This window comes from Devosia sp., from assembly GCF_965229025.1.
Taxonomy (GTDB): Bacteria; Pseudomonadota; Alphaproteobacteria; order Rhizobiales; family Devosiaceae; genus Devosia_A.
Genome location: NZ_OZ245853.1, coordinates 734,114 through 759,329, shown reverse-complemented (window position 1 = coordinate 759,329; position 25,216 = coordinate 734,114). Strand labels below are relative to the sequence as shown.

Annotated in this window: 21 protein-coding genes; 8 read left to right on the top strand and 13 right to left on the bottom strand. The window is 62.7% G+C overall.

The window, feature by feature from the left end:
* The first annotated feature begins 10 nt into the window (after window positions 1-10).
* Window positions 11-1,903 (top strand): ABC transporter permease subunit, encoded by a 1,893-nt coding sequence (locus ACO06J_RS03695; protein WP_421759348.1) that lies wholly within the window; start codon window positions 11-13, stop codon window positions 1,901-1,903.
* Between the two features lie 2 nt (window positions 1,904-1,905).
* Here ACO06J_RS03695 and murQ read toward each other — a convergent pair whose 3' ends face one another.
* Complete coding sequence (murQ, locus tag ACO06J_RS03690) at window positions 1,906-2,832, bottom strand: N-acetylmuramic acid 6-phosphate etherase (RefSeq protein WP_421759347.1); 927 nt, start codon at window positions 2,830-2,832, stop codon at window positions 1,906-1,908.
* 32 nt (window positions 2,833-2,864) lie between these two features.
* Window positions 2,865-4,028, bottom strand: coding sequence for an N-acetylglucosamine-6-phosphate deacetylase (nagA, locus tag ACO06J_RS03685; protein ID WP_421759346.1), 1,164 nt, complete (start codon window positions 4,026-4,028; stop codon window positions 2,865-2,867).
* A 422-nt stretch (window positions 4,029-4,450) separates the two neighbouring features.
* Between nagA and ACO06J_RS03680 the strand changes: the two genes are divergently transcribed.
* On the top strand, window positions 4,451-5,578 hold the full coding sequence (locus ACO06J_RS03680) for an S-(hydroxymethyl)glutathione dehydrogenase/class III alcohol dehydrogenase (protein ID WP_421759345.1): 1,128 nt from the start codon (window positions 4,451-4,453) through the stop codon (window positions 5,576-5,578).
* A gap of 63 nt (window positions 5,579-5,641) precedes the next feature.
* On the opposite strand, the gene ACO06J_RS03675 is transcribed toward ACO06J_RS03680, so the two are convergent.
* From ACO06J_RS03675 to ACO06J_RS03660, 4 genes are all read right to left on the bottom strand, one after another.
* The gene (locus ACO06J_RS03675) at window positions 5,642-6,850 is read right to left on the bottom strand and encodes an MFS transporter (RefSeq protein ID WP_421762442.1); all 1,209 of its coding nucleotides are present in this window, start codon (window positions 6,848-6,850) and stop codon (window positions 5,642-5,644) included.
* A 156-nt stretch (window positions 6,851-7,006) separates the two neighbouring features.
* Window positions 7,007-7,639 carry an outer membrane protein gene (locus tag ACO06J_RS03670; RefSeq protein ID WP_421759344.1) on the bottom strand — a complete coding sequence of 211 codons (633 nt, stop codon included), beginning with the start codon at window positions 7,637-7,639 and terminating at the stop codon, window positions 7,007-7,009.
* A 101-nt stretch (window positions 7,640-7,740) separates the two neighbouring features.
* On the bottom strand, window positions 7,741-9,180 hold the full coding sequence (locus ACO06J_RS03665; RefSeq protein ID WP_421759343.1) for an aldehyde dehydrogenase family protein: 1,440 nt from the start codon (window positions 9,178-9,180) through the stop codon (window positions 7,741-7,743).
* 61 nt (window positions 9,181-9,241) lie between these two features.
* On the bottom strand, window positions 9,242-10,396 hold the full coding sequence (locus ACO06J_RS03660) for a fumarylacetoacetate hydrolase family protein (protein ID WP_421759342.1): 1,155 nt from the start codon (window positions 10,394-10,396) through the stop codon (window positions 9,242-9,244).
* A gap of 259 nt (window positions 10,397-10,655) precedes the next feature.
* On the opposite strand from ACO06J_RS03660, the gene ACO06J_RS03655 reads away from it, so the two are divergent.
* The 3 genes from ACO06J_RS03655 (at window position 10,656) to ACO06J_RS03645 (ending at window position 14,676) form a co-directional block, all read left to right on the top strand.
* Window positions 10,656-11,384, top strand: a complete 729-nt coding sequence (locus ACO06J_RS03655; RefSeq protein ID WP_421759341.1) for an SIMPL domain-containing protein — start codon at window positions 10,656-10,658, stop codon at window positions 11,382-11,384.
* 265 nt (window positions 11,385-11,649) lie between these two features.
* On the top strand, window positions 11,650-13,971 hold the full coding sequence (locus ACO06J_RS03650; RefSeq protein ID WP_421759340.1) for an OmpA family protein: 2,322 nt from the start codon (window positions 11,650-11,652) through the stop codon (window positions 13,969-13,971).
* Between the two features lie 156 nt (window positions 13,972-14,127).
* Window positions 14,128-14,676, top strand: coding sequence for a TIGR00645 family protein (locus ACO06J_RS03645; protein ID WP_421759339.1), 549 nt, complete (start codon window positions 14,128-14,130; stop codon window positions 14,674-14,676).
* Between the two features lie 77 nt (window positions 14,677-14,753).
* Here the strand turns inward: ACO06J_RS03645 and ACO06J_RS03640 are convergent, their stop codons facing one another.
* Window positions 14,754-15,218: an Lrp/AsnC family transcriptional regulator gene (locus tag ACO06J_RS03640; protein WP_421759338.1), complete on the bottom strand. Its 465-nt coding sequence runs from the start codon at window positions 15,216-15,218 to the stop codon at window positions 14,754-14,756.
* Between the two features lie 267 nt (window positions 15,219-15,485).
* On the opposite strand from ACO06J_RS03640, the gene ACO06J_RS03635 reads away from it, so the two are divergent.
* From ACO06J_RS03635 to ACO06J_RS03625, 3 genes are all read left to right on the top strand, one after another.
* Window positions 15,486-16,166, top strand: a complete 681-nt coding sequence (locus ACO06J_RS03635) for a tellurite resistance TerB family protein (RefSeq protein ID WP_421759337.1) — start codon at window positions 15,486-15,488, stop codon at window positions 16,164-16,166.
* An 87-nt stretch (window positions 16,167-16,253) separates the two neighbouring features.
* Window positions 16,254-17,297, top strand: coding sequence for an LLM class flavin-dependent oxidoreductase (locus ACO06J_RS03630; protein ID WP_421759336.1), 1,044 nt, complete (start codon window positions 16,254-16,256; stop codon window positions 17,295-17,297).
* Window positions 17,298-17,412: 115 nt separating this feature from the next.
* The gene (locus tag ACO06J_RS03625; RefSeq protein ID WP_421759335.1) at window positions 17,413-18,153 is read left to right on the top strand and encodes a glycosyltransferase family 25 protein; all 741 of its coding nucleotides are present in this window, start codon (window positions 17,413-17,415) and stop codon (window positions 18,151-18,153) included.
* Window positions 18,154-18,157: 4 nt separating this feature from the next.
* Here the strand turns inward: ACO06J_RS03625 and ACO06J_RS03620 are convergent, their stop codons facing one another.
* The 6 genes from ACO06J_RS03620 to dnaG form a co-directional block, all read right to left on the bottom strand.
* A complete protein-coding gene (locus ACO06J_RS03620; RefSeq protein WP_421759334.1) occupies window positions 18,158-18,379 on the bottom strand; it encodes a hypothetical protein in 222 nt (73 codons plus the stop codon).
* Window positions 18,380-18,469: 90 nt separating this feature from the next.
* Window positions 18,470-19,426 carry an endonuclease/exonuclease/phosphatase family protein gene (locus ACO06J_RS03615; RefSeq protein WP_421759333.1) on the bottom strand — a complete coding sequence of 319 codons (957 nt, stop codon included), beginning with the start codon at window positions 19,424-19,426 and terminating at the stop codon, window positions 18,470-18,472.
* A 73-nt stretch (window positions 19,427-19,499) separates the two neighbouring features.
* Window positions 19,500-19,793 carry an HlyU family transcriptional regulator gene (locus tag ACO06J_RS03610; RefSeq protein ID WP_421759332.1) on the bottom strand — a complete coding sequence of 98 codons (294 nt, stop codon included), beginning with the start codon at window positions 19,791-19,793 and terminating at the stop codon, window positions 19,500-19,502.
* Between the two features lie 75 nt (window positions 19,794-19,868).
* The gene (locus tag ACO06J_RS03605; RefSeq protein ID WP_421759331.1) at window positions 19,869-20,495 is read right to left on the bottom strand and encodes a GyrI-like domain-containing protein; all 627 of its coding nucleotides are present in this window, start codon (window positions 20,493-20,495) and stop codon (window positions 19,869-19,871) included.
* A gap of 141 nt (window positions 20,496-20,636) precedes the next feature.
* On the bottom strand, window positions 20,637-22,718 hold the full coding sequence (gene rpoD, locus ACO06J_RS03600) for an RNA polymerase sigma factor RpoD (RefSeq protein ID WP_421759330.1): 2,082 nt from the start codon (window positions 22,716-22,718) through the stop codon (window positions 20,637-20,639).
* Window positions 22,719-22,929: 211 nt separating this feature from the next.
* The gene (gene dnaG / locus ACO06J_RS03595; RefSeq protein WP_421759329.1) at window positions 22,930-24,882 is read right to left on the bottom strand and encodes a DNA primase; all 1,953 of its coding nucleotides are present in this window, start codon (window positions 24,880-24,882) and stop codon (window positions 22,930-22,932) included.
* Window positions 24,883-25,216 lie beyond the last annotated feature (334 nt).

The following is a 25,216-nucleotide window of genomic DNA, read 5'->3' as shown; positions in this document are numbered from 1 at the left end:
GGACAGCACGATGGCGAGGGCACCGGTCGCAAGACGTCGCTGGAAACTACCAAGCTTCGAGAATACCGGCTTCATGCTGGTCTTTCTTGGGCTTCCAGTGGCAATCTACGTGATCTTCGTGATCTCGCCATTCGTGCAAGCCTTCTACTATTCCATGACCGATTGGTCAGGCTTTTCGAAGAAAATGAACTTCGTGGGCCTGACCAATTATCTCACCCTGCTGACCGACCCGGTCTTCACCAAGGCCGTTTACAACAGCATTTTCCTGGTTCTGGTGCTGCCACCCCTGGTCATCGTCCTCTCGTTGACGCTCGCCACACTGGTGACCATTGGCGGCGTGACCAAGGGCGAAATCCAGGGCCTGAAAAACGCCGGCATCTACAGGGTCATCTCATTTTTCCCCTACACGGTGCCCGCCATCGTCATCGGCATCCTGTGGGCGCAGATGTACGACCCGTCGAGCGGCCTGCTCAACGGCATCCTCACGGCAATGGGGTTCGGCTTCTTCAAGTCCTTCGCCTGGCTTGGCGACGAGCGCACCGCCATGGGCGCCTCGATCTTCGTCATCGCCTGGTCGATGGTCGGCTTTTACATGGTGCTGTTCATCGCAGCGATCAAAGGCATTCCTGCCGATGTCTACGAGGCGGCGCGCGTCGATGGCGCCGGCCGCTTCCGCACCGCGATCAGCATCACAGTGCCGATGATCCGTGACACCATCCGCACCGCCTACGTCTATCTCGGCATCCTGGCGCTCGACGCTTTCGTCTACATGCAGGCCCTGAACCCCTCGGGTGGTCCCGCCAATTCCACGGTCGTGATTTCTCAGCACCTGCTCAACACTGCCTTCAAGAAGGGTAAGTTCGGCTACGCGACCTCGATGGGCGCGGCACTTGCCGTCATCACGCTGGTGTTTGCGGCCATCGTCTTCCTGGTGTTCTGGTGGCTCGGCCGTCCCGCAAAGTGGGGGAAGGTCGGCCCTCTGATCGCCCCGACCCAGCGCACCGCCCCTGGCCCCCCTGCCGCATCGGCCCGTCCCGCCGCCCAACGCGAGCGGCCCGTCGCCAAGCGCGAGTTCTGGACCGACAAGAAGGTCGCCACGATTTCTCACGTCGCCCTGATCGCATGGGTCGTCGTCATCTGTGCCCCACTGCTCTGGGTGCTGATGAGTTCGTTCAAGACCACGCAGCAGATCTTCGGCTCGCCGTTCTCGCTGCCCACCAGCTTCAACTTCGAGAACTACGTCTCCGCCTGGACCACGGCCAGCATCGGCACCTATTTCGTCAACACGGTCATCGTCGTTGGTGGCGCGCTGGTCATCGTCATGCTGCTGGGTGCGATGTGTGCCTATTACCTCGCGCGATACGAGTTCAAGGGCAGCAAGATCATCTACTACCTGATGCTGGCGGGTCTCACCTTCCCGATCTTTCTCGCCGTCGTCCCGCTGTTCCAGACGCTGCGCGGTTTTGGCCTGCTCAACACATTCCCCGGCCTGATCATCACCTATGTAGCCTTCGCGCTGCCGTTCACGGTGTTCTTCCTGTTCGCTTTCTTCAAGACGTTGCCGCAGGAGATTGCCGAGGCAGCCATGCTTGACGGCGCTGGTCCGTGGCGCGTCTTCTTCACCATCATGCTGCCCATGGCGACGCCCGGCATCGCATCGGTGGCGATCTTCAACTTCCTTGGCCTGTGGAACCAGTTCCTGTTGCCAATCGCCCTCAACACCAACACGGCAAACTACGTGCTGAGCCAGGGCATGGCCTCGTTCGCCTCGCAGGCGGGCTATGCGGTCAACTTCGGCGCGCTGTTTGCCGCTGTGGTGATCACGGTGCTGCCGGTGCTGGTCACCTACATCATCTTCCAGCGCCAGTTGCAGGGGTCAGTGTCCCCAGGCCTGCTGAAATAGCGCTAGAGCGCCGCGCCAGCGATGGCGCGGCGCAACACGCCCCCGGCCTGCGCCAGGTGCTGCTTCGCCGTAGCAGCGTCCTGGCCGGTCAGGATCATCAGGATCGCCAGCTTGCTGTCGTTGGCAGCGCGCGCGAGGGTCTGCTCGGCGTCAGCGACGCTGCATCCCGTTGCTTCACTCACCATGCGGACGGCACGGGCGACTAGTTTCGCATTGCTCGCGATCATGTCGACCATCAGGTTGCCGTAAGTCTTGCCGATGCGCACCATGCTCGCGGTCGAGAGCATGTTGAGCACCAGCTTTTGGGCGGTGCCCGATTTCAGCCGCGTCGAGCCAGAAATCACCTCCGGACCCACGACCGGCGCGATCGAGATATCTGCCATCGACGCGATCGGGGAGTCGGGATTGCAGGTCAGGCCGATCGTGGTGGCGCCCTGCGCCTTAGCGTAGTGCAGCGCGCCGATCACGTAGGGCGTACGTCCGCTCACCGCAATGCCAACCACGACGTCGCGCGCCTCGAGGGCGATAGATCTGAGGTCGGCAGCGCCGGCTTCGGCGCGATCTTCCGCCCCCTCTGACGCATTGACCAGCGCATCGAGCCCGCCCGCGATGATCCCGACGACGAGACCAGGAGGGACGCCGAAGGTTGGGGGACATTCCGAAGCATCAAGCACCCCGAGCCGGCCACTGGTCCCGGCGCCGATATAGACCAGCCTGCCACCCCTATTGAAGGCGCCGACAATGGCATCAACGGCTTGCGCAATGTGGGGCAATGTCTCGCCAACGGCAGCGGCAACGCCCCGGTCCTCGGCATTCATGGTGGTGACGATGTCGAGACTGGACATCAAGTCGATATCGGCTGTGCGGGGGTTACGCCCCTCCGAGACCAGCCGCTGGAGTTGGGTCTGCAGGTCTTCGGCAACGCCCATGGCGGGTCTCCGGCTATGTTGGTAGTGGACTCTCAGAGCTGCGTCGTGGACCAGGCCGTGGATCCGCCGATGATGGTGGTCAGCACCTCCAGATCGTCGCTCAGATGCACGAGGTCGGCGCGCAGCCCGGGCGAAAGCGCGCCGCGCTCATGCGCCACACCCAGAGTCTGGGCCGGATAGAGCGACGCCATCCGCAGCGTCTCTTCTAGCGGCAGCCCGATGGTCTTGTGCACATAAGTGACGGCCTGGATCATGGTCAGATCTGCCCCGGCCAGGGTGCCATCAGCGAGCCGGAGCGCGCCGTTCTTCCGATAGACAGTCTGGCCGGTGAGAACGAAGCTCTCCGCATCGGTACCGGTTGGCGACATGGCGTCGGTCACGAGGAAGACATGACCGGGGCCGCGCTTGGCACGGAGGGCGACCCCCAGCGAGACCGCGCTGACATGGATACCATCGGCTATCACGCCTGCCGAGACCTGGCCCAGATCGAGCGCTGCCCCAACCACACCGCCGTCGCGATTGCCAAGCTGGCTCTGCGCGTTGAACAGATGCGTGACCATAGTCGCCCCTGCCTCAATGGCGGCGCGCACCACCGGGTACGGTGCGTCCGAATGGCCAATGCTGACCACGATGCCGGCATCGGCGAGACGCTTGATCTGATCTGGCCTGACGGTCTCTGCGGCGACCGTGATCAGCAGGTTCGGCAAGTGCTGACGCCCTGCGACCAGAGCCAGCAGGTCGGCCTCTTCCATGGGCCGGATCAGCGCCGGGTCATGCGCCCCCTTGCGTGACACGGCAAGGTGCGGGCCTTCGATGTGAAGGCCGAGAAAGCCGGGCACCTTTTGCTCTGCCGCAGCGGTGCCGGCGGCGATAGCGAGCCGGTTCTTTTCAGGTGTATCGGTAATCAGCGTGGGCAGCGTCGACGTGGTCCCGAAACGAGCGAACGCGCTGCAGATCGTGGTTATGGTGGGCACGTCGGGCGTCAGGTTGAACAAGGCCCCTCCCCCGCCATTGACCTGCAGATCAATGAAACCTGGAGCCAGGATGCCGCCATTGAGCGCCACTCGCTGTGCGTCGCTTGGCGAGTCGGCGGCAATTATGCCCTCGATGCGATCGCCATTGACCACCAGCGCGGACCGCTCCCACCATTGCTGGCCATCAAAGATACGGGCTCCGGTATACGCGATGCGGCTCATGGGGTTCCGTTACTTTCTCTGTCTGGGTCGGGCGCCAGCGTCGCGCTCCACAGCATCTGAACGCCACGACAGCATGACACGAAGGCTGAGAATCGTCGATCAATCAAGGCTCGGGGTGAAATGGAGCAAACCACTTCAAGTCCTCAACAATACCAATATAAGGCCATTTATCAAGCCAAACTAGAAGCTTTCTCTGCGGCGCGATTGGTTTCCATCACTCGCGGGCTCTTCGCCCGCGGCTCTCTCGCATTTCATCCCCAAACGTTTCCACAATGAAATACCGTGAACAAGCAGGCATTGTGTGGGACGGCCGTGTGGGAAAAGCCCTGAAAATCTGCGACACCCCTGCAGAAACCTGCCGCTCATAACGGCGCGGTTCGAAGTGCGAGTGCTGGTGCGCCAGATTTTCCCGGAGGATGACCATGAAGACCCGTGCCGCCGTTGCGTTTGAAGCCAAGCGCCCGCTCGAAATCGTCGAGGTCGATCTCGAAGGCCCCAAAGCCGGTGAAGTGCTGGTTGAGATCAAGGCGACAGGTATCTGTCACACCGACGAATTCACCCTGTCGGGCGCCGATCCGGAAGGCCTGTTCCCGGCCATCCTCGGCCACGAGGGTGCGGGCATCGTGCTGGAGGTTGGACCCGGCGTCACCAGCCTCAAACCCGGCGACCACGTCATCCCGCTCTATACGCCCGAATGCCGCGAGTGCCCGTCTTGCCTTTCCCGCAAGACCAATCTCTGCACCGCCATCCGCGCCACCCAGGGCAAGGGCCTGATGCCCGATGGCACCTCGCGCTTTTCCTACAAAGGCCAGCAGATCTTCCACTACATGGGCTGCTCGACCTTTTCCAACCACACGGTGCTGCCCGAGATCGCGCTCGCCAAGATCGATCCCAAGGCGCCGTTCGACAAGGTGTTCTACATCGGCTGCGGCGTCACCACCGGCGTCGGCGCGGTGATCAACACCGCCAAGGTCGAGGCCGGCGCCACTGCCGTGGTCTTCGGGCTGGGCGGCATCGGTCTCAACGTCATCCAGGGGCTGAGGATGGCCGGCGCTGACATGATCATCGGCGTGGACGTCAACAACGCCAAAAAGGTCTGGGGCGAGCGCTTCGGCATGACCCACTTCGTCAACCCGCGCGAAATCGAAGGCGACGTGGTGCTCCACCTCGTCAACCTCACCAAGCGCGGCGCTGACCAGATCGGTGGCGCCGACTACACCTTCGATTGCACCGGAAACACCACCGTCATGCGCCAGGCCCTCGAAGCCAGCCATCGCGGCTGGGGCAAATCGGTGGTCATCGGCGTGGCCGGCGCCGGTCAGGAAATCTCCACCCGGCCGTTCCAGCTGGTCACCGGCCGCACCTGGATGGGCACCGCCTTCGGTGGCGCCCGCGGCCGTACCGATGTGCCAAAGATCGTCGACTGGTACATGAACGGCAAGATCGAGATCGACCCGATGATCACCCACACGCTGCGGCTTGAGGACATCAACAAGGGATTTGACCTGCTGCACGCAGGCGAAAGCATCCGCTCCGTGGTGCTGTTCTAGCCAGGAGCGTTTCCAGGATAAGTGGCGACGGTTTTCCGGTTCGGAAACGCGACCAAGAAAAGCTTACCCTTCCAGCGTATCCACCTTCCTGAGGCTGGGAAACAACCCGGCCCAGAGGGCGACGATCACCAGCGTACCCACGGCGCCGAACACCCCTGCCCCGACCGGCCCCAGCAGCGCTGCTGCCATGCCGGATTCGAACTCACCTAGCTGGTTCGAGGTGCCGATGAACAGCGAGTTCACCGCATTCACCCGCCCGCGCATCTCGTCCGGCGTCAGCAGTTGCACCAGCGACGAGCGGATCACCACGCTCACCGTGTCAGCAGCGCCCAGCGTCACCAGCGCCGCGATCGAGAGCGCAATGTTGCTCGAGAGCGAGAATACCAGCGTCGCCACCCCGAACAGCGCTACCGCACCCAGCATGGTCTTGCCCACATTGTGCCGCAGGGGGAAGCGTGCCAGCACAAGCGACATCGTCACCGCCCCCACCGCCGGGGCCGCCCGCAGCAGCCCCAGCGCCCAGGGTCCGGCATGCAGGATATCGCGCGCGAACATCGGCAGCAGCGCCGTGGCGCCGCCCAGCAGCACCGCAAACAGATCGAGCGAGATCGTCCCCAGCAGCACCGGCTTGCTGTGGATGAAGGCGATGCCCGCGAACACCGAACTGAGGGTGGGCTTCGACCGCACTGGAACGCGCTCTGCCTTGGCGATGCTTGAAACGCAGAGGCTGGCGACGAGGAACATCATCGCAGCAGCCGCAAACGGCGCCACCGGATGGACCCCATAGAGCAGCCCGCCCATTGTCGGCCCGGCAATGAACGCCGCCTGCATGAACGAGGTGGAGATCGCGATCGCCGATTGCAGCATCGAGGAGGGCATCAGCCCTGGCAGCAGCGCCGCCATGGTCGGCCGCTCGAAAGCCTGCGCCGCACCCAGCACCGCGACCGCGACGAAGATTCCCGGCGTGCTCAGCCAACCCTGCCAGACGCCGAGCGCAATGATCGCGACAACGCTGGCTTCAACGATCTGGCAGATCAGCCCGATCCGCCGGCGGTCGAACTGATCGGCCACATGCCCCACCACAAAGGTCAGCACCAGCATCGGCAGAAACTGCACCAGCCCGATCAGGCCAAGGTCGAACGCATTGTGCGTCCGGTCATAGACCAGCCAGCCAATGGCAATCCCAGTCCCCTGGAACGCCATCGACGACAGCACCCGGGAGGCAAGAAACCGTTGAAAGGAAGCATGGTCCCGCAGCCGCATGCGCGGCATCACGGGCGAAGAAACAGCGTCAGTCATCGCTCATGCATGAGCGGGTTCGCGGCTCCGTGCAAGTGAACACTATGGCTAAGCCACTCTGCAAAATCACAAACAAAAACCCGGCGCGCCTGAGACGCACCGGGTCAATTGGTGAAGACTGCAGCCGTCTCAGAAGCCGAGCTTAACGCCCACGAGAACCGTGCTGGTCGGCGCCTGGATACCGTAATCGTAATCGTCCGAGTCCGGAGCGAGATCGAACGTGTTCTGATACCGGTACTCGGCAATTGCCGTAATATTATCAGTCAGCTTGGCGCCAACACCGGCGATCAGCTGATAGCCGAGGCCGCCGTAGCTATCGGGTGTAGAGTCCGGAAACTGGTAGCCAATAAACCCGAGACCGGCGGCGCCATAGACGCTGAACATGTCGTTCAGCGGCACTGTGTACTTCAAGTTGCCCATTATGCTGGCGCTGGACACGTTGTAGTCACTGCTCGATTCGTAATCCCGCTTGGTATACATCGCGTCTGCTTCGACGGAGAGGCCATCCATGACGACGACGCCAACGGTGCCCGCAATCGCGTAGCCTGCCTCAAATGCGCTCGTGCCCAGATATTGGTCGTCGTCGTAATAAAAATCGACGTCGCCCGACAGCACCGCGCCGCCAAGCAGCTGCACGTAGATGCTGCTGTTGACCAGGCTCGTATCCATCGGCGCCGCCGCATCGTCAACGATGAGGTCGGCGGCATGTGCGCTCATCGCGCCCGCGAGCACCAAGCCACCGGCAATGGCAAACTTCCGCATGTAGAATCTCCGTCCAGAATCAATAACCAATAATTGCAGCATTCTTGCCACAATTTGTGGCGCGGGGCTGTATCTGCCGCGCCACAAACATGGAAAATGCCTCAGCCCGCCGCTGTATAAGCCGTCTTCACCTGCGTGAAGAATTCCGCCGCGTACTTGCCCTGCTCCTTGGGGCCGTAGCTCGAGCCCTTGCGGCCGCCAAACGGCACGTGGAAATCGACGCCTGCGGTCGGCACGTTGACCATCACCATCCCGGCTTCGGCGTTACGCTTGAAGTGCGTCGCGTACTTGAGCGACGTGGTGACGATACCCGCTGAAAGCCCGAACTCGGTGTCGTTAGCGACCGCGAGGGCCTCCTCGTAGTCCTTCACCTTGATCACCGCAGCCACCGGCCCGAAGATTTCTTCGCGGGCGATGCGCATGTTGTTGTTCACCTCGGTGAACAGCGCCGGCTGGAGGAAGAAGCCCGGATTGTCGCGCTTCACCAGATCGCCGCCGACCACCAGCCTCGCGCCTTCGCCCTTGCCGATCTCGATGTAGTCGGTGTCCTGCTTGAGCTGGCCGGCATCGACCACCGGCCCGATCTCGGTTTCCTTCGAGATGGCGTCGCCGACCTTGAGGTTGCGGATACGCTCGGTCAGCGCCGCCACGAACTTGTCGTGGATGCCTTCGGTAACGATCAGGCGCGAGGACGCCGTGCAGCGCTGGCCGGTCGAATAGAAGGCGCTCTGCGCAGTCGATTCCACCGCCACCTTGAGGTCGGCGTCATCGAGCACGATGGTGGGGTTCTTGCCGCCCATTTCGAGCTGGAACTTGCGCATCACCTTGACGCTGGCTTCCGCAACGCGGCGGCCGGTGCCGACCGAACCGGTAAACGTCTGCGCCGCGATATCGCGGCTGTCGAGCATGGTCTGGCCCACTACCGAGCCCTTACCCATCACAAGGTTAAGCACGCCCTTGGGCAGCCCGTTGCGATGGAGGATATCGACAATCGCCCACGAACAGCCCGGCACCAGGTCCGCCGGCTTGAACACCACGGTGTTGCCGTAGCAGATCGCTGGCGCGATCTTCCAGGCCGGGATGGCGATCGGGAAGTTCCACGGCGTGATGATGCCGACAACGCCAACGGCCTCGCGGGTCATCTCGACGCCGACGCCCGGCCGCACCGACGGCACGCTCTCGCCCGAAAGGCGCAGCGCCTCACCGGCGAAGAACTCGAAAATCTGACCAGCGCGAGTGGCTTCGCCAATGCCCTCGGCGAGCGTCTTGCCCTCTTCGCGGCTCAACAGCATACCGAGTTCTTCGCGGCGGGCGAGAATTTCGTGTGCGGTCTTGGAGAGCACTTCCCAGCGCTGCATGATCCCCGAACGCGACCAGGCGGGGAACGCCGCCTTGGCGGCAGCGATGGCATCCAACGTGTCCTGGACGCTCGCCCGTGCATAAACGCCCACGACCTCGTTGGTGTTGGACGGGTTGATATTGTCGATCCCGTCGCTTCCCACCCACTCGCCGTTGATGAGGTTCTTGTGCAGTTCGGTCATGGTCGTTTCCTTGGCTAGCGGTGCCGCGGCACCGAATTTCTTCATAGGCGCAGTCGATTGGCTACAGCAGCCCGGCACTCGCCAGATCGCGCAGCAGGTGGCTCGCGCCATATGTCCAGGGCGCGGCCTCAGTCGAGAGCCGCACCGTGTTGCTCAACGTGCCCAGCGACGGCGTCGAGATCGACACCACGTCGCCGAGCTTGTGGGTGAAGCCCTTGCCGACCCCGCCCCGATCCTTCACGGGGGCAAACATCGTGCCGAGATAGAGCACCAACCCATCAGGATATTGGTGGTGATCCCCGATTGCGGAAGAGACAAGCGACTCCGGCGAGCGCGAAATCTGGCTCATATTGCTGACCCCTGTCAGCTCGAATCCATCTTCGCCCAATACGGTCAGCGCAATATCTGCGGCTTTCACCGTCTCGATCGTAAACGCGCCATCGAACAGCCGGATGAATGGGCCGAGCGAAGCGGACGCATTATTGTCCTTTGCCTTACCCAGCAGCAGGGCCGAACGGCCCTCGACGTCACGCAGGTTCACGTCATTGCCCAGCGTCGCGCCAACGATGGCGCCCGATGAATTCACCACCATCGCCACTTCCGGCTCGGGGTTGTTCCACTCGGAAATCGGCAAAATGCCCACATCGGCGCCGTACCCAACTGACGCCATCGGCTGGCACTTGGTGAAGATCTCGGCGTCCGGCCCGATGCCGACCTCGAGATACTGGCTCCACACGCCGCGTGAGATCAGCGTCTGCTTGACCTTCATCGCCGTCTCGGACCCCGGAACCAGCTGGCTGAGATCGGTACCGATCAGCCCCAGGATATCCTTGCGCAGCAGGTCTGCCTTGACCTTGTCGCCCCGCGCCTGCTCCTCGATCACCCGCTCGAGCAGCGACACGACAAATGTCACGCCCGCCGCCTTCACGGCATGGAGGTCAATCGGCGACAGCAGCGCCGGCGCGTTCTCGTCACTCTTCCCCGACCATGAATTGGCCAGCACCAGATGCACGCTCCCCACCACGTCGCCCTCGGCTGCTGCCACATAGGCGGCTGGGTCGGCCATCTCGGTGATGTCGCGCACCAGCGGGGCGGTCTTGGACGTGATGTCGACAAGGTCGGTGCCCCGCACGGTCACAACACGCGGATAGTCGAAGCCCGGCAGGCGGGCTCGGCCAAGCAGAACGCCCTCGCTCGGAATGATCGGATTGGTCACAGCGGCCCCCTCAATTTAGCCCGCGTACCTAACCCGCCACCCCCCGCCCTGTCCAGCAAACCGGGAGGTACGTGCCTCAGACTTTCGAACGGCAGAGACACAAAATCTCGCCCCTGCACCCAAGGATCGCCGCGTCACAGCCGTCCAACGAAGTGAGAGTGCGGACTGAACATCCGTTCAACCCCCGTTCAGCATCGCCGCAATACCACCCCCATTGGCTGGGACCATCTGCCCCGCCACGATTCTACAGGAGCCAATAATGCGCCCATTTACAGTTCTCATCCCCCTGCTGCTCGCCACTGCGCTCACCGCGCCCGTTTTTGCTGCGGAGGATATCGTGGGTACACTTTCGATCGCCGGTCAGGGCCAGGTCACCGCCGCTCCAGACACCGCCTTCGTTACTTCCGGCGTCATGACCGAAGGCGCCACCGCGCGTGAGGCGCTCGACGCCAACACTGCGGCGATGACCAGCCTGATGGACACACTGAAAGCCGCCGGCATCGAAGCCCGCGACATCCAGACCTCGGGCTTCACCGTTGCGCCGAACTACGTCTATTCCGATACGCGCGACGCCAATGGCTACACCCTGCCGCCCAAGATCAATGGCTACCAGGTCTCCAACACCGTCAGCGTTCGTGTCCGCAAGCTCGCAGACCTCGGCGCTGTGCTCGACAAGGCCGTGACTGTGGGTGCCAACACCATCAACGGCATCAGCTTTGCTGTCGAAGATCCGACCAAACTCTACGACGAGGCCCGCAAGGCCGCCTTCGCCGACGCCCGCCGCAAGGCCGAACTCTATGCCGAAGCCTCTGGCAGCGACCTGGGCAAGATCCAGTCGATCAACGAGCAGCAGGACCTCGGCCAGCCGCAGCCCTACATGATGAAGACCATGGCCATGGACGCCGCCTCGGCGCCCGTTCCGGTCTCGGCGGGCGAGCTCAGCTACTCGATCAATGTGAATGTCACCTGGGTGCTTGACGATAAGTAAGTGGTCGTCCTCTGAATGGTACAGCCCCGGTCCATTGGCCGGGGCTCACACCCATTGTGTTGCCAAACCAGCCCCACTGACGCCACCTTTGGCGTTTTTCCTGCCTATCCATGGAACGTTCCGCAACCCGCTGCGTTTCTGTGGCGATCGCCATCAACGAGGGCATTGAGGGTAAAGAATTGCCGGCCATTCAGACCCCGTTCAGCCGCGTTCTTCCATTTCTCATCCAACTGACTCGATAGTCTCCACAACTAAGGAAACATCCATGCGCCTACGAAACTGGCTCCTCACGAGCACCAGTCTCGCCGTCCTCGCCTTTGCGCCGCTCCCGGCGCAGGCACAGGATGCCGAACTGGCCGCGGCCTACCAGGCCTACGTCGACGCAAACGGCGAGGGCGATGCCGCCGCCGCTTTCAAGGAACTCTGCATCGTCAAGGGCTTCGCCTCTGTCGATGAGTGCATTGCCTCGTTGCAGGCCGCTCCGGCCGAACAGGCTGCTCCCGCTGAAGAAGCTCCTCCTGCCGAGGAGCCCGCCGCCGAAGCTCCGGCCGAAGAGGCTGCCCCAGCCGAGGAAGCCGCTCCCGCTGAGGAGGCCGCTCCTGCTGAGGAAGCTGCACCCGCAGAAGAAGCCGCTCCTGCTGAGGCTGCGCCTGCTGAGGAAGCTGCTCCTGCCGAGGCCGCTCCGGCTGAGCCCGCCGGCCCCACCGCTGAAGAAATTCAGGCCAAGTTCGTTGCCGATCTGAACGCCGCACTGGCCGACTATCAGGCCGCAATCGATGAAGCCGCGACCGGTACCGACTACGACGCCGCCAAGGCCAAGGCTGACGAAGCTGCCGCCCGTGTGCTCGATCTGTGCACCACCAACGGTTACAGCGACATCGCAGCCTGCATCGGGCAGGACCTGCCGCCCGTACCTCCGGCTCCGGAAGCCGCACCGGCTGAGCAGGCTGCGCCCGCCGCGGAAGCACCGGCTGCCGAAGCTCCGGCTGATGCCCCTGCTGCAACCGACGCTCCGGCTGACCAGCCCGCCGCTGATGCGCCGGCAGACGAGCCTGCTCCGGCCGCTGACGACCCGAACGCGCAGATCCAGGCTGACCTGAACAAGGCAGCCGAACTCTATGGTGTTGGCGCCAGCCAGCTCGATGCTGGCGATCCGGCCGGCCAGTCCACCGTCGACGCCGCCAACCAGCAGTTCGCTGATATCTGTGCGGCCGCCGGTCTCACCGACGTCGCTGCATGTCTTGCCCAGTTCGGCATCACTCTGCCGCCGCTGCCCGCAGCCCCCGTTGCTCCGACAGAACCGGCCGGCACCCCGATCGCCGATCTGCCAGGCGCCAACGAGGACGTCACCCCGGACGCGGTTGAGGTTCTGCCCGAATCCGTCGCGCCGGAAGCCGCTGCGCCCATCCTCGACAGCTCCAAGGATGCAGCAACCGATGAAGCCGGTGGCGTGACCCCGCCTCCCGCCGTTGCGGAAGAGCCCGCAGCACCCCCGCCGACCGACGACAAGTCCGCTCAGGCCTTTGCCCCGGTCGAGGTGCAGCCGGTGGCTCAGGAACAGGGCGAAAAGATCGACGCCGCTGCCCTGCCTCCGATGGAGGTGCCGCAGAACGTCACCATCATCAACAACGTGACGAACATCACGAACGTCACCAATAACACCACCAACAACACGACGAACAATAACGGCACCACACCGGCCAAGCCAGGAAAGCCTGGCAAGCCCGGCGACAACTACACGAACTCTGGTTTCATCTTCCAGATCGGCATCAACCTGGTCATCTCGAACCCGGCCCAGGATTTTGACCGCATCACGAACGATGACGAAGACACCGTGTACTACGAGCGCCTGTCCAACGGCCGCGTGAAGGAAACCGTCGAGCGCCCCAATGGCGTGCAGATCGTCACCATCCGCAACCGCTACGGCGAAGTGCTCAAGCGTTCGCGCATCACGCCGGATGGCCGTGAGTACATCCTCGCCTATTACGACGAGAGCAACGACGACGAAGACAGCTTCAGCAACTGGCGTGACCCGGGCGACGACCTGCCCCCGCTGCGCCTCACGATCCCGATCCGCGACTACATCATCGACGCCGATGATTCCGACGAGGAAGACGTGGAGTTGTTCTTCCGCAAGCCGCCGGTGGAGCAGGTGCGCCGCATCTATACCATCGACGAGGTCAAGCGCTCTGCCCGTATCCGTGACACGGTCCGCCGCGTCGAAGTGGGTGGCCTGACGTTCGACTCGGGTGCCGCGACCATCTCGCGCAATCAGGTCGGCGCCCTCAGCAAGGTTGCCAACGCCATGCTGAAGCTGCTTGAGGACAACCCGGCTGAGACCTTCCTTATCGAAGGTCACACCGATGCCGTAGGCGGCGAGCAGGCCAATCTGGTCCTGTCCGACCAGCGCGCCGGCACGGTCGCCCGTATCCTCACCGACTTCTACGGTGTGCCGCCGGAAAACCTGGTCACCCAGGGCTATGGCGAGCGCTACCTGAAGGTAAAGACTGAAGGCGATGAGCCGATCAACCGCCGCGTTGACATCAAGCGCATCACATCGCTGATCACCGTCGCCGACCAGAACTAATCTGGGCTGACACGAACCAGACGGGCCGGAGCAAGTCTCCGGCCCGTTTTCTTTTGCCTGCTGCCCTGCGTTCTCGAACGGTGTCCATGCAATCGGCGCCCCTTACCTCGACCGCATTTCTCCCTAAGTCTGCATGAGCTTATCTTGGAGAACCGCATGCCCAAACGCCTCGAACTGGTCATCGAGACGATCATTCTCGCCTCCCGCTGGCTCCTGGTGCTGTTCTACATCGGCCTCGCCATTGCCCTCGCGATCTACGCCCTGACGTTCGGGGTGAAGCTGTGGGACTTCGTCTCGCACGCCTTCGAGATCAAGGAATCCGACGCCATCCTGAAAATGCTTGGCCTGATCGATGCCGCGCTGGTAGCGAGCCTCGTGGTGATGGTCATCATCTCCGGCTACGAGAACTACGTCTCGCGCTTTGATGACGACGGCGCCGTGCACTGGCTGGGCGAAATCGATGCCGGCTCGCTCAAGATCAAAGTGGCCTCGACCATCGTCGCCATCTCGTCGATCCACCTGCTGCAGATCTTCCTCAATGCCTCGACCCAGACCGCCGAACACCTGATGTGGTACACCATCATCCACATCGCCTTCGTCGTCTCGGCGCTGTTCCTTGCTTATGTCGATCGCGTCTCTGCGATGACAAAAGCCTTGGGAAAATCGGGCAAGGAGCCTGCGCAGGCGAAGAGCGAGAACGCCTGAGGCGCATCTCCCGGGGGTGCAATTGAAGGCCGCGCGGCCCGCCTCAGCAGCCGCGCGCCCTCGATCAACATGGCCGATTAGCCCCGCAGTGCCACCACGTTGGTATCTTTGGGCGACGACAACACGATCAGCGTTTCGGTCCGCTGCATCCCCGGCACGGTCTTCAAAACGTCTGTAAAGAACGCCTCAAGGTCGCGATTGGTCTTGAGCCGCACCTTCAACAGGTAATTCCAGGCTCCTGTGACGTGGTGCGCCTCAAGGACTTCCGCGGTCTCCCCGATACGCTCAAGGAATCGCTTCTCCGTCGTCGGGTCGCTCCAGCCCACAAATACGTAAGCGAGCAGGTCGAGCCCCAGCTTTTCCGGATCGACCTTGGCGTGAAACCCCGTAATAACGCCGAGCTTCACCAGCCTGCGAATCCTGTCGTTCAGCGTCGAAGGCGCCACGCCCAGCGTCTTGCCCAGTTCCGCCACGGGAACGCGGTCGTCCTTTTGCAGCAATCCGAGCAGTTTGTAATCGATTTCATCAAGGCCAGCAGCCATAGGGCACCTTCGATAAATTAATGAATGTCTATTCGGAAAGATCATCGGCAAAGGCAATATGGTTGCCGCCTTGGGCGGCTTGCCGATAACGGAGGCGTGATGGTGCGAAGATGACTCGACATCCTCGCTATGTCCAGTCGGGCTAATCACCCGCGCACAAGCGCGATCGTCGCTAATCGCAGGCCGGGACATTTCGTCACCCGCAGCGAACCTTGCCAAACCCGGTAGCCGTCCCCAAGTGCCTCCTATCAGATGAGGGAGAGCGCCATGTTCAACATCGATAGCATCATCAAATCCTTGCAGACCGACACCAACCTTCAGCGCACCGCCATCACCGGCGCCGCCGGCCTCGCCGCTGGCATGCTGCTATCGGGTGGCGGTCTAGGCAAGCTGGTGGGCAACACTGCCAAGCTCGGCGCCGTCGCCGCCATTGGCGGTCTCGCCTACTCCGCCTGGCAGAAACACCAGCAGAACCAGCAGGGTGGCATGGCACCTGCCCCCGCCGAAGACCGCTTCGTGCCGCCGCTCTCCGCCGAGGCCGAGCGTGAAGAACTCGGAAAGTCGCTTGTTCGCGCCATGATCGCCGCCGCCAAGGCGGACGGGCAGATCGACGCCGCCGAAAAAGACGCGATCTTCAAAAAGCTCGAAACCATGCCGCTCTCGCCCACCGAGAAAGCCTTCGTATTCGACGAATTGGCGAGCCCGCTCGATATCAACGCCGTCGCCTCGCGCGCCACGACGCCCGAGCACGCCGCCGAAATCTACGCCGCCTCGCTTGTCGCCATGGTCAAGGACACCCCGTCCGAGCACGCATATCTGGAGGCGCTGGCCGACAAGTTGCAGCTCGACGCAGGCCTCGTGGCAGAGATCCATCGCGCCGCGGGTCAACCGCTCCCGGGCACCTCTCCTGCCTCAGGGTCGAGTTTTATCTCTCCCAGCAACGTTTAGCGGCAGCGCCGGTATCACATCTGTGCGTTCTTGCGTCGATCGGGGTGAGCCGCCATCTAGGGCGTTCAATCAGGAAAGCGACCTGCCATGGAAATCGGCCTCTATTCGTTCGCAGAAAACACCCCGGACCCGCTCAACGGCGGCCATCTCCAGTCCCCTGCCGAACGGCTGAAGGACCTGCTCGAAGAGATCAAGCTCGCCGACGAGGTTGGGCTCGATTTCTACGGCCTCGGTGAACACCACCGCCCCGATTTCGTCGCCTCTGCCCCGGTCACCATTCTCGCCGCCGCAGCCGCCATCACCAAGCGCATCCGGCTCTCCACTGCCGTCACCGTGCTCAGTTCCGAAGACCCGATCCGGGTCTGGCAGCAGTTCTCCACCCTCGACCTGCTCTCCAACGGCCGCGCCGAGATCATGGCCGGCCGCGGCTCCTTCATCGAGAGCTTTCCGCTCTTCGGCTACGACCTCGAAGACTACGACACCCTGTTCGAGGAAAAGCTCGCCCAGCTGCTGAAAATCCGCGAGGGCGGCAAGGTCTCCTGGGAGGGGAGCGAACACACCAAGCCCATCCCCGGCATCGCCATCTATCCCATGCCGATCCAGGATCCACTCCCGCTCTGGATCGCCGTCGGCGGCACGCCAAACTCCGTCGCCCGCGCTGCCTATTTCGGCCTGCCGCTGATGCTGGCCATCATCGGCGGCAACCCCAAGCAGTTCCAGCCCTTCACCGAGCTCTATCGCGGCACCGCGGCAAAAGTCGGCCATGACGTGACCAAGCTCCCGATCGGCATTTCTTCGCATGGTTTCATCGCCGAAACGTCGCAGGAAGCCCGCGATCTTGCCTTCCCGGCCCACAGCGAAGCCATGAGCCGGATCGGCAAGGAACGCGGCTGGCCGCCAACCACCCGTGCCCAGTTCGAAGCCGGCGCCGGGCCCCAGGGCGCCTACTTCATGGGCTCCCCGCAGGAAGTCATCGACAAGGTGCTGATGCAACATGAGTGGTTCAAGCACGACAGGTTCGGCCTTCAACTGAGCGTGGGCACCTTACCGCATGCCAAGGTGATGAAGGCAATCGAGTTGTTTGGCACAGTGGTCAAGCCCGCCATCAACAAAGCTCTCGGCAGCCCCTGAGCATCCGCAACCGCACAATCTGGACAATCCGCGCACCATATGCAGACATGGACTCGCTCAATTGAGCGAGTCCATGTCTATTAATAAGTGCCAGCATTGGCTTTGAGGTTAGGATTTGCGGCGGCAGCTTCCGGTTTTCTATATAAATTCTCCAGAACGTCAGGATTTACGAAACCTGATGGAGGAGCAATTCAATACACTGCAGATTGTAGCCGAACGTTTCCAAGCCATCGACACTGCAGCCATTCATTATACGTTGCGTGACAAATACTACGTATCCAGCAAGTGGCCCCAGCGCAGCCCGGAGCAGATCGCCGTCGGGCTGAGCCACCTGGCGCTCTGGCAGCTCATGGCCGAGCGCCGCCTGACCGGCGCTGTCATCTTCGCCGACACGGTGACGATTTCTCCGCGTCTGCCGCAGTTTCTCGATCGGCTCGGTGGCGATCTGCCCGATCGTATCGCCGTGCTCCGGCTCGATACGACGGGCGATCAGGTGAAGCTGGGCCGCCACAACCAGCGCACCATCGGCCCCGTGCTGGCGCAGCGCCTTCTCAGCACCCACTCGGGAATTGGTGGCTATGTGATTTCCGCCGAGTTTTCCCGCCAGATCGCCGGCCACAGGCGGCTTCACGACGCCGATTTGGAGACGTTCCTGTTCGGCCGGGCCGGTCCGCTCTTGCATGTCAGCGGTGTCTATCAGGCCGTCCCGGCGCTGGGCCTCGCCACGGCGCCGCAAGCGCCAAGGCCCGCCGTGCCGCCTCTTGCTTCACGGCTGCTGCACACAGCGCGCGACCTCGTCTATTTCGGTCGAGAGGCACTCACACCAGCGCGGGCCATCCCCTTTGCCGGCCCGTGAACTGCTACTTGCCGGAACGGCGCAGCGACTTGATCGGCAGCGGCGGCAGGCCGGATTTCTCGGCGATAGCGCGGTCCTGTTCCATGATCACGCCACGCGCCGCATCATCGCCCTCGAGCCCGCCCAGGAGCGCTGCATCGACCTTGCGGTTCGAGCGCTGGCTGCCATCTTCATAGATCACGTCGAAGAAAACGTACTCGACACGCGCTGTGGGTTTCTTGGCCATTGCTCTTCTCCGGTGCGGTGCATCCGGAAGATGCAACTGAGGCTGCTACCCTCTAGTTCCCGCAGGCCCGCATAGCAAGGCCACTGCCGGTCAGAACGCCAGCCGCGCGTAGCTTGAGCGATGATCGGACGGCCACGGCGTCACCACAATATCGGCCTCCGGCATCTTCTCACCGACGATACCCGCCTCCAAAACCTTCAGAGCGGCAGCGCGCCCAAAGGTGAAGTCGATCCGGTCGTGATGATCTTCCGGATCAGTGTCCGCCGTGGTCGGCGTCCAGGTAAAGCCGGGCTTGGCCACCGGATCGGGGAACACGGCACGGAACATGTCGACAAAGCCCCAGCTCTCGATCCGCCTGGTCGTCGGGAACGCCACCTTGATCGGGTGGGTCCCCTTGGCCGCCGTGGCATCGGTCCAATCGAGATCACTCGGTTCGTTGAAATCGCCGAATACCAGCATCAGGTCAGCGTCGCCGGTTGCCTTCATGTCAGCCTCCAGCAGGTCGAGCGCCTTGCCGCGCGTCGCTGTAGCAGCAGCCACTGCCTCGTCCTCGGTCTTGAGGAACGGTGAGTCGCCATATGGGATATGCGTGAGTTGATAGGGTTGGTAGGGCGAGTCATCGAGATGGATGTTGAACACCTCAACCTTCCGCCCCTCGACTTCCACCGAAACGCCCAAACCATTTGGCGTCATCGGACCGATCGGGAAGCGGCTGAGGATCGCGTTGGCCCAAAGGGCATCGTTTGTCGCGGTCTGGTCGACGTAGTAATAGCCCAGCGCGTCCGCGATCGCCTTGGCGACGCTGGTGCCTACGGCTGGGCACACATCGGCCGTGCACGGGTCAGCCTCAAGCCGGGTTTCCTGGATGCCGATAATGTCCGCGCCCACGGCCTTCAGGACGGTAACGGTCTCATCGACGGACTTGCCTTCGTTGGCCCCACCGCCCCAGATGTTGAAGCTCTGCACCTTCAGTTCGGTCGCCAGCACCGGCGCCACAAACCCCAGTCCCGCCAGCAGCGCCAACCCGGCAATCGTCTTGGTCATCATCGCGATTCACCTCTGAAAATTGGGGTGAACGCTAGGCAATCGAAGTGACGCAGCCGTGACAGGCGGCGTAGTGTCAGGGCCGGAAAATGCCTTCGCCCTGCTCGTCGATGATCTGCCGGCCCTTGGCCAGCGCGAACGAGACGACGTCTTCCTTCGACGAAAACCGGTCGGCGCGGACGAACTTGTAGCTCTTGGACTCCCCGCCGATATCCTTCTCGATCATCCCGGCCAGCTGATATTCGCTGCCCGCCTGCATGATCAGCGCCTTGACGGTGAAGCCCTTGTAGCTCTCCTCACCCACCACCGCCGGCTCAATCGACTTGGGCGCCGCGTCACCACCCCCAAAGAGCTTCTTCAAGAACGACATACTGCCTCCCGCTGGTCCAATCGAGTTCGCGAAAAGCTTTAGTGCGGCGGGCGGGGGATGTCTACCAATGGGTCATCAAAGCTTCCGCACCGGCTGCCTGATCACGGTCTTCAGCTTGCCGGGCGCCGAGCGTCTTGGGTCGCCGATGTAGATTTCGTGATGATGCCCGGTCTCGACCAGCTTGTTCGCCGGCAGGAACTCGCTATGGAGCCGCGCGATGGTCGGCGCTTCGTTGGCATATGGCCCGATATGCATGATCTGCACCGACAGCCCCTCCTCGAACGGCTCGAACCGAAGGCTTTGAGGCGGCGTCCCAAGCTTTTCGCGGGTCGCGGTCACGGCCTTGCCGAACATCGCTTCCGTGATCCAGTCCGGCTGCATGATCATGGCCGTCCATAGCCAGTTCGATTTGTCGCCCTGCGTGAACGCCTCCATATCCTCGGCCCACCATAACCCCTCGAGCGGCGCCACCCCATAGTCCTTGGCGAGGTCGCCCTTCGAGCGGAACTTCAGCGCGTAACTGAGGCTGAACAGCCACTCCACCGCCTGCAGATAGGCTTCGGAGCTATTCGGGTCGCCTGCACCATCGATCTTGATGAAATTGAAGCGCGGCACCGAAACGATCTGGAACCGGTCCACCGGCGGCTGCCAATACGGCTTCATCTGCTTTCTAAGGTCGATCTTTTCGACTATCGGCGGCACGGCACCCTCCCCTGGCTGGTGGAGAGAGCTTAGCCCCTTCACCTCGCGAAAACTTGCCGCCGATCAATGCCGCGACACAAGAAAAAGGGCGGCGCCGCAGCACCGCCCAAACTTGAACCTTCAAGACAGGTCCGCCCCGCCTCAGTTGTCGAGGAAGCTCCTGAGCTTCCGCGAGCGGCTGGGGTGCTTGAGCTTCCTGAGCGCCTTGGCCTCGATCTGCCGGATGCGCTCGCGCGTGACACTGAACTGCTGGCCTACCTCTTCGAGCGTGTGGTCGGTGTTCATGCCGATGCCGAAGCGCATGCGCAGCACGCGCTCCTCGCGCGGCGTCAGCGACGCCAGGACGCGCGTCGTCGTTTCGCGCAGGTTCGACTGGATCGCCGCATCGATCGGCTGGATCGCGTTCACGTCCGGGATGAAATCGCCGAGGTTCGAATCTTCCTCGTCGCCGATCGGCGTTTCGAGGCTGATCGGTTCCTTGGCGATCTTCAGCACCTTGCGGACCTTGTCCAAGGGCATCTGCAGCTTTTCGCTGAGCTCTTCGGGCGTCGGTTCGCGGCCAATCTCGTGCAGCATCTGGCGCGAAGTGCGGACGATCTTGTTGATCGTCTCGATCATGTGCACCGGAATACGGATGGTGCGCGCCTGATCGGCGATCGAACGGGTGATCGCCTGCCGGATCCACCAGGTGGCATAAGTCGAGAACTTGTAGCCGCGGCGGTACTCGAACTTGTCCACCGCCTTCATCAGGCCGATATTGCCTTCCTGAATAAGATCAAGGAACTGCAACCCGCGGTTCGTGTATTTCTTCGCGATCGAGATCACCAGGCGAAGGTTGGCTTCCACCATTTCCTTCTTGGCGATCGCGGCTTCGCGCTCGCCCTTTTGCACTTTGTGGACGATCCGGCGGTACTCGACGATATCGAGACCGGTTTCCGTCGCCAGCGTCTGGATGTCGCTGCGGATTTCGAGCGCCGTATCGGCCTCCCGCTTGACGAACTCGGCCCAGCCCTTGCCCGGCAGCGCCGAAACGGTCACCAGCCAGTTGTGGTCCAGTTCGCTGCCATAATAGTTCTCGAGGAACGACTCGCGCTTGACGCCATAGCTCTCAGCAAGGCGCAGCAGCCGGCCTTCGAGCCGGACGAGGCGCTTGTTGATGTCGTAAAGCTGCTCAACGAGGCTCTCGATACGCGAGGTGTTGAGCGACAGCGACTTCACGTCGGCAATCACTTCCGACCGCAGCACGTCGAGCTTCTTGAGATCGCCAGCGCTCGCCTGTGCATTGCTGGTCATGCGGTCTTCGGCATGCCGATCCTGCATCTTGCGCATCTTGCCATAGGCTTCGGCGATGCGATCGAAGGTCTCGACCACCTGCGGCTTCAACTCCGCTTCCATCGCGCTCAGCGACAGGGCGTTCTCGAAGTCGTCGTCCTCTTCCTCGACCGGGTCCTGCGGCGCGGTCGGCTCCTCGGGGACGTAATCGTCCTCGTCGTCACCTGACTTCGGCCGCGCCTTGGGGGCAGCCTGACGAGTCTCGGGCGCCGGAGCGGCCTTGAGGTCCATCAGGTCGGGCGACACCACGGGCGCCGCCTGCTTGGCGTCGGGGCCGGCATAGGTCGCTTCGAGATCGATAATGTCGCGCAGCAGAATTTCGGCGTTGGCCAGCTGGTCGCGCCAGATGATGATGGCCTGGAAGGTCAGCGGGCTTTCGCAGAGCCCCTCGATCATCGTCTCGCGGCCGGCCTCGATGCGCTTGGCGATGGCGATTTCGCCCTCGCGGCTGAGCAGCTCGACCGAGCCCATCTCGCGCAGATACATGCGCACCGGATCATCGGTCCGGTCACTGCCCTCGCGGGTATTGGATTTCGACGCAACGGCGGTGCCGGTCCGCTCGGCAACTTCCGAGCTTTCCTCTTCGGCCGTATCGGGTTCCGGCTCTTCAACCTCATCCTCGTCGATGACGTTGATGCCCATTTCGGAGAACATCGCCATGATGTCTTCGATCTGGTCCGGCGACACTTCTTCCGACGGCAGGACCGCGTTCACCTCTTCATAGGTGACGTAGCCGCGCTTCTTGGCGGTCTTGATCAGCTTTTTGACGGCGGCATCGGATAAGTCGAGCAGCGGGCCATCGGGCGCTTCGGTCGCGCTGCCGGCTGCGGCACCGGCTTCGGGCTTCTCGTTATCTTTGGCTTTGGTCTGGGTCGCTGCCTTGGTGGCCATCTAGCTTGCTGCTCCGGGGGCCCTCTGGGGTGGGCGCCGATAGTCGTTACGTGGTCGCGGCTTGAAACAAGGTAAAGGGAACGGGTTTCGTGACGGTTTCCTCAAATCTGAAATCGTCGCTGGCTCGTTGTCGGTGCAGAGTCTCGCTCACACAAGGGTCCCGCTTACAAGTGATTCGCTCATAAACGAAACCGCGCGTACCCGTAGCCCGTCAAAAGCTCCGTGTCGCGCGCCCCGATAACGAACCAAACCCTTCGATCAATGCCTCTGTGCCATCGACGGTGGTGATCTGGTTCTGGATGTCTCGCAGCCGTTCGAATGTTTCCTCGCTCGGGTCGTCGCCCAGCGCCAATTCGGCTGCTTTCAGAGCCTTATTTAGCTCAACGGATTTGTAATGCAAGGCCAGCGCATGCACTAATCCGATCTCGGCGTCCGGATCGGCCACGTCGGCGGCACTCTGCCACACGCCCTGGCGCGCCAGAACGTGCTGCATTTTCTCCATCGCCTCGCCAAATCCGCGCGCCCCCAGCGCCGCAGAAAGTGATTCGGCCGTGATATCGTGATCACGCGTCACCAGGTCGAGCAGCGCACCCAGCAAGTTCCGCGCCGCCGGTGATGACAGCTCCACCGCCGCCAGCGTTTCGAGCCGGCTTTCCACCAGCGCCGGGTGGTTGACCAGCGTCATGATGATCGCTGCCTCGCGCGGCGTCGCATCGATCCCGCGCCCCGGCTTCAAGAGCCGCGAGTTCCTCAGCGTATCCGACACCACCAGCCGCGGTGTCCCCAGCGCCTGCCGGGTGAACGCCCCGCCATTGCCGCGCCCATTGACCTGCTGCTGCCGCCCGCCGCCGCGCCGCTCGTCATAGCGCTGCCGCCGCACCGGCGCGAAAAACGCCTGCAGCTTCTCGTCGAACGCCTGCATGTAGTGCCGCTTCACCGATTGATCGCCGATCGAATTGGCTCGCGCCCTTAGCCGCGCCTCGAGCGCCGCCCGCGCCTCCGGCGTCTCCGGCACCACCCCGCCTGTCTCCACCGACCAGATCATGTCAGAGAGCGAGCGCGCCCGGTCGATCACCTCGGCAAACGCCCCCCTGCCCTCGGCCTTGATCAGGTCATCCGGATCCTGCCCTTCTGGCAGCGTCGCAATCCGCACCGTCCGCCCAGCCTGGAGATGCGGCAACACGATATCGGCCGCCCGCTCCGCCGCCCGCTGCCCCGCGCCATCGCCGTCAAAGCAGAGGATCGGCTGGTCGCTCATCCGCCACAGCATCTGCACGTGCTCCTCGGTCAGCGCCGTCCCCAGCGGCGCCACCGTGCCCTCGAACCCCGCCATCACCGCCGCGATCACGTCGAGATAGCCCTCGACCACGATCACCGGCTTGCCCGCCCGCGCCGCTTCCTTGGCCGTCTGGCCGTTATAGAGCGTCATCCGCTTGTGAAAGAGCTCGGTCTCGGGCGAGTTGAGATATTTCGCCGGCACATCCGCCGACATCGCCCGCCCGCCAAAGGCGATCACCCGGCCGCGAAAATCCATGATCGGGAACATTACCCGGTTGCGGAACCGGTCATACGGCAGCGGCTGCTCCTCGCGCACCACCACCAGCCCCGTGTCGATCATCTCCTGCGCCGTCACCCCATTGGCCGCGAGATGCTCCTTCAGCCCGTTCGAGCTATCGGGCGCAAACCCGATCCGGAACCGCGTCTGCGCCGTGGCGCTCACCCCGCGCTCATGCAGATAACCGCGCGCCCGCGCCCCGATATTGTGCACCAGCGCGGCTTCGAAATACTTGGTGGCGATTTCCATCACGTCATAGAGGTTGCGCCGCACCTCCTGCCGCTCGGCATCCCGCTCGTCCCGCGCCGGCATCGGCAGCCCGGCCATCCCGGCGAGCTTTTCCACAGCCTCGGGAAAGCTCATCCCGGCCTTTTCCGTCAGAAACCGGAAATGGTCGCCGCTGACCCCGCAGCCGAAGCAATGGTAGATGCCGCGCTTGTCGTCGGCATGAAAGCTCGGCGATTTCTCGCCATGGAACGGGCAGCACGCCCACATATCCCCGCGCTGCGGCTGGCTCTTCCGCTTATCCCAAATGACATGCTCTCCCACCACCTGCGAAATCGGCAGGCGCTGTCGGATCTCATCAAGAAAGCCATCGGAAAAGCGCATCGCACACAGATAGGGCGTGTGAGGACGGAAGTCAGCAGGGTTGGTGGAAGTGCCGGGGGATTTGGGTTGGGTGGGAGTGCCCACGCCCGAGGTTAGGGTGTGGGGGTAGCGTCGCTTGTGGGGCTTGAACAGTCATAGTACGACTGCAGAGTAAATTAGCACGGGGACAGCGGCTCAAAGTGAAGCCCCTGATTAGTGTTTCTGCAGTGATATTCGTCGCGGCACTGGCTCTTATGACAGCTACGGTCGGTCTGCTTTCGCTTGTTCCTAAGGCGCCCTATTTGGCGGCGGCCGGTGTCTTGGCGTTGCTTGTTTACATAGGGTGGGTAGTGTC

Excerpts from the sequence above, each read along its gene's own strand:
- ACO06J_RS03655 (WP_421759341.1), top strand. The coding sequence starts at position 10,656 with ATGCGCCCATTTACAGTTCTCATCCCCCTGCTGCTCGCCACTGCGCTC.
- ACO06J_RS03620 (WP_421759334.1), bottom strand. The coding sequence starts at position 18,379 with ATGGCCAAGAAACCCACAGCGCGTGTCGAGTACGTTTTCTTCGACGTG.
- ACO06J_RS03635 (WP_421759337.1), top strand. The coding sequence starts at position 15,486 with ATGTTCAACATCGATAGCATCATCAAATCCTTGCAGACCGACACCAAC.
- ACO06J_RS03680 (WP_421759345.1), top strand. The coding sequence starts at position 4,451 with ATGAAGACCCGTGCCGCCGTTGCGTTTGAAGCCAAGCGCCCGCTCGAA.
- ACO06J_RS03615 (WP_421759333.1), bottom strand. The coding sequence starts at position 19,426 with ATGATGACCAAGACGATTGCCGGGTTGGCGCTGCTGGCGGGACTGGGG.
- ACO06J_RS03670 (WP_421759344.1), bottom strand. The coding sequence starts at position 7,639 with ATGCGGAAGTTTGCCATTGCCGGTGGCTTGGTGCTCGCGGGCGCGATG.
- ACO06J_RS03665 (WP_421759343.1), bottom strand. The coding sequence starts at position 9,180 with ATGACCGAACTGCACAAGAACCTCATCAACGGCGAGTGGGTGGGAAGC.
- ACO06J_RS03610 (WP_421759332.1), bottom strand. The coding sequence starts at position 19,793 with ATGTCGTTCTTGAAGAAGCTCTTTGGGGGTGGTGACGCGGCGCCCAAG.
- ACO06J_RS03675 (WP_421762442.1), bottom strand. The coding sequence starts at position 6,850 with ATGCCGCGCATGCGGCTGCGGGACCATGCTTCCTTTCAACGGTTTCTT.
- ACO06J_RS03645 (WP_421759339.1), top strand. The coding sequence starts at position 14,128 with ATGCCCAAACGCCTCGAACTGGTCATCGAGACGATCATTCTCGCCTCC.
- ACO06J_RS03695 (WP_421759348.1), top strand. The coding sequence starts at position 11 with ATGGCGAGGGCACCGGTCGCAAGACGTCGCTGGAAACTACCAAGCTTC.
- ACO06J_RS03650 (WP_421759340.1), top strand. The coding sequence starts at position 11,650 with ATGCGCCTACGAAACTGGCTCCTCACGAGCACCAGTCTCGCCGTCCTC.
- murQ (WP_421759347.1), bottom strand. The coding sequence starts at position 2,832 with ATGGGCGTTGCCGAAGACCTGCAGACCCAACTCCAGCGGCTGGTCTCG.
- rpoD (WP_421759330.1), bottom strand. The coding sequence starts at position 22,718 with ATGGCCACCAAGGCAGCGACCCAGACCAAAGCCAAAGATAACGAGAAG.
- ACO06J_RS03630 (WP_421759336.1), top strand. The coding sequence starts at position 16,254 with ATGGAAATCGGCCTCTATTCGTTCGCAGAAAACACCCCGGACCCGCTC.
- nagA (WP_421759346.1), bottom strand. The coding sequence starts at position 4,028 with ATGAGCCGCATCGCGTATACCGGAGCCCGTATCTTTGATGGCCAGCAA.
- dnaG (WP_421759329.1), bottom strand. The coding sequence starts at position 24,882 with ATGCGCTTTTCCGATGGCTTTCTTGATGAGATCCGACAGCGCCTGCCG.
- ACO06J_RS03640 (WP_421759338.1), bottom strand. The coding sequence starts at position 15,218 with ATGGCTGCTGGCCTTGATGAAATCGATTACAAACTGCTCGGATTGCTG.